Raw genomic sequence first — 5,191 nt, 5'->3', positions numbered from 1 at the left:
TACTAATTTAGATAATATTCCTGAGTGGGTGGGACTAAACACAATTATTCGGGTTGAATCTCAACGTACTCTTGTCCGTGACAATTATTTTGCTGAACAGCCAGTGCATACTCGTTACTATCTTGCTTCTTTCTCTGATACTGCATCTGGATTTGCTGAAAGGATTCGTTCATATTGGGGCGTGGAAAACAAAGTTCACTATGTTCGTGATGTCACTCAGGGAGAAGATAAATCTAGAATTCGGACTTCCCCTCTAATCAATACTTGGGTAGTTGCACGCAACTTTGCCATCAATCTCTACCGTTCTAACCTCTTTGATAATATGGCTCAAGCTCAACGCAAGTGTGCTTTTGGTCTTGATACTCTCAAACGCATCTTTAAAATGAAATAGCCCTGCAATGAAACCAATGAAGACTGGTATCAATGCCAAACCTGCCAACAAATCTTTCATATCCCTGAATTAGGGATTTTGCCAGACACCAGTAACCATTACACCTGTCGGGCGAATAAATGTAATGGTAGATTAAAAGCTTTTTCAGGCAATCAACTAGCCGATCATCACTATCGTTACTTAATTGGCAAGCGATCACCCATTGCCATCCGAGCCGCCGAGCATACCGCCCAACTTGGTACAAATGAACTAGCGCAACGGGAAAGCCTATTCCGTCAGAGTTGGATTAATCTTCTGAGTTGCTCTACAACATTAGAAATGGGGGTAGATATTGGTGAACTCCAAGCTGTAGCTTTACGGAATTTTCCGCCCCATGTCAGCAACTATCAGCAAAGAGCAGGACGCGCAGGCAGACGCACCGATGGTGTGGCAGTCACATTGATGTATGGTCAACGCCGTCCCCACGATCGTTATTATTTCGAGCGTCCTGAAAAGTTAATCGCAGGGAAAAACCTAATCCCAAAATTAGATCCCACTAATTTCAACATCCAAGAGCGTCATATTCGTGCTGAATTATTAGCAGCATTTTTACGCGAAAACCTAACTACTGCCCTCGCTGCGGAAAATGTGAAAATTAGCGAATTCTTTGATTTGCCAATCACTACATTCATGCCATTACCCAATGGAACTATACCAACATGTTCAATCTGTGCAGAATTTCAAAACTGGTTAAACTCTGATGCCGCTAGAACAATTACGCAACTATGGCTAAATCGTTTAGGAAATACTTCCACAGAGACACCTAAAGCAGTTCTTAGCAACTTCAATACAAGAATTATACACGATCTTGTAGCATCACAGATTGCCGATTGGAACACTTTAGCTAACGAGATATTTGCACAAAAGGAATTACTGACTGATCCATCGGAAATTCAGAATATTCAAAGAATCGCTAATCGCATGGCTTCTATTAAAAGGGAATTAGAAAAAATAGGCGATCGCCGTCTCCATGATGAATTGGCAAGGGCAAGCATATTACCGATCTATGGATTCCCAATTGACGTAGTGCGCCTAATGACTAATGAAAGCAGTGGCTACCGTCAAAACGCAGGGCAAAACAGACATCGACTAGAACGCGATCGCCGTCTGGCTCTGGGAGAATATGCCCCCAGTCAAGATGTCGTTGTCGATGACCGCGTACATACCAGAGTTGGCGTATTTCGAGTCGACACTTTAGAAAAACGATACTACTGGGTTTGCGAACACTGCTATCACTTTCAATCACAGCAGCAAGAAGCAGTTGTAAATTCTTGCCCAACCTGTCAAAGAGTTCCTTCATCTGCGGCGAAAGCGAAAACGAGACAGTACCGAGTTCCCACCGCTTTTGTGACCGACCAAACCCAAGCCCCTCGCGTAACTCCCTACGAAAAGCCAATGCGTCAACCCACCTCACAGGTGTTTTTAGCGCAGGACGGCAGTAACCCTGAAACATTCGGTGCGTCTAGCGAGGCTTATAGCCTAACCTGTAGCCAAAATGGAGCATTTTTCTTAGCCAATAAGGGTAAGAGCGATCAAGGTTTTGCTATCTGTAATTTTTGCGGGCGCGATCTCAACCATGATCAAATTAAAAAAGGAAAACATACTCGCCCTAGCGATGGCAGGGAATGTATGGGAGGATATACCCGTATCCATTTAGGTCATGAGTTTCGCAGTGATTTGTTAAAGGTTCGATTTAGTCAGATTTCTAGTCAATACCGATTATTTCAACAAGTCACCCATCTCGCTGATGGTCATGAAATTGCTACCCAAACGGACGAGGCTACAACTAATACAGGCTTTTGGCGATCGCTACTCTATGCTTTGCTTGCTGCCGCTGCACAAGTGATTGACGTGCCACGTAATGAACTTGATGGCTTATTTCAACCCATTCAAAATAGCAATGGCATCGCCGAAATCGTGATCTATGACAGTGTGCCAGGAGGTGCAGGCTATGCTCAACAAATTGCCAGACAGTTTCAAGCAATTTTGCAAAGAACTTACGAATTAGTCCAGTCTTGCGATTGCGGTAGTAGCTGCTATGACTGCTTACGCACCTATTCAAATCAGATTTTCCATGCAGAACTCGATCGCTATGCAGTTATAGAATTTCTCAAACCATTACTAGAAAAGATAGAACCGAACGAAACACTAACAAGTTTTGCTCCAGATGCTCATCAAATTGCGTTGCTCAAAGTCAATAGCAATTTCATGAGCTATTGCCGTCAGGCGGTATCAGCTATTTGGTATTTACCTAGTTTTGATGAATCCACGACAGGGCTAAATTGGTTTAAGCATTTAGAGGTTCTAATCAAAGATTCAGAAAATCCAATAGAATTAATTCTCCATGAACTTCCTCGACCTAATTCTGATGAGCAATTATTTCTCAGAAAGCGTCTCTGTCAGTGGATTGACCTAGGTTTACTCATAATCTATCAAGCTGATAATCATGGTGAGTATCCTGAACTAGCAATGCAAATGCGATCGCAAAGTCCCATAGCGCTTAAATTACATCCAGATACAGAAGAGAACACATGGCTTGAAACTCGTAGTGATCAAGGTTACGAAGTTGTAAAAGCGCGTTTAGAAAACCTGCGATCGCATTCAGTTCTCGCATCACAACTCAATGATCCCGATACTCAAGTTATCTATCCCAATCCTCAAGATTCCCAATGGCAAAATCTGACACTCGAAGAACTGCGCGATCAATTAGGCTTAACAACAATCTTGCAAGATCAACAAATCAAGCGAATTACCTACAGCGATCGCTATTTGCAACCCCAAGAAGCAGAAATTCTCGCCGATCTCTTACAGGGCAATTGGCTACAAACCAATACCCAAATATCAGTACGGATTCTAGAACAAAGAGATCAGATACCAAACCGACGCGCAGACACTGAGAGAGCTTTAATCCCGATTAACGCGACAGTCACACAGCAGCCATTACGCGATCGCCAACATTTTGATCATGGGCGATCAATAGAAATTTACAGATGCGATGGCAAGCATTTGCGAATTCTCTTAGACAAAGGTATGAGTTTTTTGAAAAAGAAAACATCTTCTGTTTATGAAGTAACTAGCAGTACTTATATTGTTGTTAGTGTGCAGAATAGAGATCGCCTATGATGAAACTATCTAAAATAATTATTCATCGGAATATTTAGCAGAAATTCAGGAAGTCCGTGTCACGAAAAGGCGAATCAATTACACTATCTATCAAAGAGCGCGACAAAGCTAATTTAGAAGCGATCGCGATCGAACTTGGCATGACATGGGGCGATCGCCCGAATATCTCTAAGCTAGTCGAAGCGATCGCCCGTAAGCAAATCCAAATCTCCAAAAAGAATGACTGGGCAAGCGATCGTATTGAATCACTTGCTCGTACTTATAGACTACTGATTGATTATGGTGAACTTGAAAAAGCGCAAGTGATTGCCCATCTATTACTCGAACGCAGCGAACTGAATAATCCTCTGCGCCGAGATATTGAACGATTTCTCGACAAGCCACCTGAAATTTGGCGACACACCATTGATCGCTACATTAAACAGCATCAACCCTTCCAACTACAATATCTTGATGCTGTTGAACATCCCCATGAGTTCTCTATTTACTACGCCAAGGTAACAGCCCACGACAAGCGACTTTATCTTGACTGTTGGTGTGAAGATATTGCCAGAACCGATACAGTTCTGGCTTTGCAACATAATCGTTCTCTCAGACTTGATCGCATTCCCTTGGAAGCCGCGATTACTCCCATTCAAGGAATATGGCGATCACAACTCGATCAAATTCATGTCACCTTTAATTTATCGGGAAATCTTGCCTTTGCCTATAAGCCAAGAGACGAAGACATCGATAATACTTGGCTAGACTGCAATCCACCCATACGTCAAATCATCCGCAAAATCAACAATACTTTTTGGTTCTATCGCGAAATTATGCCCTATGCCGAAGACTGCGAAATTATTGAGCCTGAAGATGTGCGCGAAAAATTTAAAGAAAAAGTGCGATCGCTATACCTCAAATATTCAAGTGATTGATTTGTCTGTGATTATGACCATAAGCTTGCCGCCATTAGTACCATAAATTTACCGCTACTGAGTTTGAAATACCGATTTCACCGTTGGGTTCTCCTAGATTTGTCTCCCTAGATGCAAGCATAAGTTTGCCGAAAACCGTAAACTCTTGAAGCTACCAAAAGCCTTGAGCAGCGTGGTGTTATCTTCCTGCTGCATCTGGATTTTTCTCCCATCGCTGATTTTACCACTCCAGTCACAGACAAATTTTGCCTGTGGCTGGGCTAAAGGGCTTAAGGAGACTGAATATAGCGGACATCTACTATCAAAACGCTGACTGGCTATGTGTTAGAGTCCTTTGCCCTAGAGGTTGATACCATAAGTTTGCCGCAGCGGCAAACTTATGGTCATAATCACATTGTCAATCATTTATCAAAAAAACAATCCTATTAAACCTAAATTATCTTAGATTAGTCTTAGAACAAATAATCATCAATTATTTGCCATTAAATTTATACGAATAAGTATTTATACTCATTTTGATTAACGTGTTTTCAAGGTTTCAGGAGTTTACCTGGCGTGTTGCGATATATTGAAGGGGTATCTGCCCGTTAGTTAGCTGTCGTTATGCAAAAATGGTTTAATACTGCTGGTCCCTGTAAGCCTGACATTCACTACATGTTGTCAGCAACAGAGCGCTTGCCTGAAATCAAACAATTAATAGCTCAAGAAAACTATTTCGTGA

At 42.1% G+C, this 5,191-nt stretch carries 3 protein-coding genes; all 3 read left to right on the top strand.

The genetic code is table 11. The annotated features are described in order from the left end of the window. Nucleotides 1–391: ISAs1 family transposase (locus B9G53_RS25595; protein WP_141211900.1), on the top strand; the 391-nt coding region annotated here is incomplete at its 5' end. Between the two features lie 78 nt (nucleotides 392–469). Continuing rightward, the gene (locus tag B9G53_RS25590) at nucleotides 470–3,553 is read left to right on the top strand and encodes a DUF1998 domain-containing protein (RefSeq protein WP_094536249.1); all 3,084 of its coding nucleotides are present in this window, start codon (nucleotides 470–472) and stop codon (nucleotides 3,551–3,553) included. A 56-nt stretch (nucleotides 3,554–3,609) separates the two neighbouring features. After that, complete coding sequence (locus B9G53_RS25585; RefSeq protein WP_094536248.1) at nucleotides 3,610–4,470, top strand: WYL domain-containing protein; 861 nt, start codon at nucleotides 3,610–3,612, stop codon at nucleotides 4,468–4,470. Nucleotides 4,471–5,191: the final 721 nt, after the last annotated feature.

It is taken from the genome of Pseudanabaena sp. SR411, assembly GCF_002251945.1.
In the GTDB taxonomy this organism is placed as follows: Bacteria; Cyanobacteriota; Cyanobacteriia; order Pseudanabaenales; family Pseudanabaenaceae; genus Pseudanabaena.
This window is presented reverse-complemented; position numbering and strand designations above follow the sequence as displayed.